Annotated in this window: 3 protein-coding genes; 1 reads left to right on the top strand and 2 read right to left on the bottom strand. The window is 58.9% G+C overall.

What is annotated here, in order from left to right:
• Window positions 1-132 precede the first annotated feature (132 nt).
• A complete protein-coding gene (locus AB0M20_RS42910) occupies window positions 133-576 on the bottom strand; it encodes an ImmA/IrrE family metallo-endopeptidase (RefSeq protein ID WP_364307193.1) in 444 nt (147 codons plus the stop codon).
• Window positions 577-655: 79 nt separating this feature from the next.
• Complete coding sequence (locus AB0M20_RS42905) at window positions 656-1,024, bottom strand: helix-turn-helix transcriptional regulator (RefSeq protein WP_364307191.1); 369 nt, start codon at window positions 1,022-1,024, stop codon at window positions 656-658.
• A gap of 226 nt (window positions 1,025-1,250) precedes the next feature.
• Between AB0M20_RS42905 and AB0M20_RS42900 the strand changes: the two genes are divergently transcribed.
• A complete protein-coding gene (locus AB0M20_RS42900; protein ID WP_364307189.1) occupies window positions 1,251-1,475 on the top strand; it encodes a DUF2188 domain-containing protein in 225 nt (74 codons plus the stop codon).
• Window positions 1,476-1,520 lie beyond the last annotated feature (45 nt).

Raw genomic sequence — 1,520 nt, 5'->3', positions numbered from 1 at the left:
GCCTGCCTGGGCAAGGTCGGTCAGACGTAGGGTGCTCCACCTTGCCCAGGCAGGCCCTGTCCGCTCCACGGTGTGTGGACGAAGGCCGACGGGATGGGCAGGCGGGGCGTCAAATCTACGTGCTGAGGCTACCTAAACCCAGCCCGTGATTAGGTTCAAGTTAACTAACCGATAGGCCATTGCTTGCGAGCTCACCTTGAAGGTTCTTGCTAGGTTCACGACATAGCGTTGCGCTGGCAAGGAATTGTCCTGACGAGTAGCCCTCTCCAGTTCTTGACGGACTAGAATATCGGGCATTAGCAGCGCCGCAGCAAAGCCGTTTGCTTCAATCTCCTCTTGGTCTGTTCCTAGTGAAGAGATGTCGTCACGCTTACTCAGTAGAATCGAATGATCTACAATCAAGGGTTTGTGGTGGAGAAGGATATGCCCGAGCTCGTGAGCAATCGTAAAGCGCTGACGCGAGTATGCGGTGGCCGTGTTCACACCAATGATTCGCTGGTCACCCTGAGAAAGCGCGAAACCCGATTCATTACCGCTGAACTCATGCAATGCTAGCGCTATGCCTTCTGCGGTCACCAACTCCGAAACCTCGATAGGGGACCGCAGCGCATTGTGGCGACGCAAGAACTGTTCAGCTCTGAGCTCAATATCGGACCTAATCACCCTGGCCCTCCTCTCTGGTTCGTCCCAATCCTGCAATGGCGCCTTGCACAAAGTCCTTTGTTGTGTCCGGTGCGGAAAGTAGATGGCGGCCAACAGTGCGATCGAGTTGGGCTACGGAGTCGTCGTCGAGGTGCGGGAGCAACGAGCCGGCAGGCGCGCGGACGGCTCGCTCAATTGCCGCGAATAGGTGAAGCGGCATTCGTTGACGACCCGCCTCTAGATTCGTCACCGAAGTACGAGTTAATCCGATAAGGTCCGCGAGCTCCGCTTGAGTGATTTTCGCGTTCATTCGCGCAGCACGGATCCGTCGGCCTACCTCTTTATAGAAGTCGCCGTAACCGTCGTCCGCAGCCCCCGCCATAGCTACTCCTCACCCGACTCTAATGACACTACCATAAGTTGTTTGCCTCGCAAACATGGAGGGAAGATCCCCAGTTGGTGGTGTTGACCTAGCTGGCCGATGTGCGTAGCGTCAGCTCCGCTCACGTCGCGGTCGCCGCGAACGTCAGTGTGGTTGACGGTGCCCGTCGGGCACGGACCGCTGAACCGGTGCTTCGAGAGCATCGGACGGAAAGGAGGCGCCAGCAATGGCGGCTCGCAAGCGGTACAGCGTGGTGCCCAATGGCACCCAATGGCAGGTCAAGCACAACGGCCAGGTGCTTTCGGCGCACTACACGAAGCAGCCGGCCATCGACGCGGGTCAGAGGGTGGCCAAGGCCAATCAGCCGAGTCAGCTGGTGGTGCACCGCGCGGACGGCACGATCGAGTTCGAGTGGACCTACGGCAACGACCCGTACCCGCCCGTCGGCTAGCGACCGAGGTTCACGCGGAAAGGGACAGACCTTCTCGGAGGTCTG

The organism is Actinoplanes sp. NPDC051633 (genome assembly GCF_040681735.1).
Lineage (GTDB): Bacteria > Actinomycetota > Actinomycetes > Mycobacteriales > Micromonosporaceae > Actinoplanes.
The sequence above is the reverse complement of the archived record's forward strand: the minus strand, read 5'-3'. Positions and strand labels throughout refer to the sequence as shown.

What these genes read in the sequence shown, in the direction of transcription:
- AB0M20_RS42905 (WP_364307191.1), bottom strand. Translation starts at nt 1,024, where the DNA reads ATGGCGGGGGCTGCGGACGACGGTTACGGCGACTTCTATAAAGAGGTA.
- AB0M20_RS42900 (WP_364307189.1), top strand. Translation starts at nt 1,251, where the DNA reads ATGGCGGCTCGCAAGCGGTACAGCGTGGTGCCCAATGGCACCCAATGG.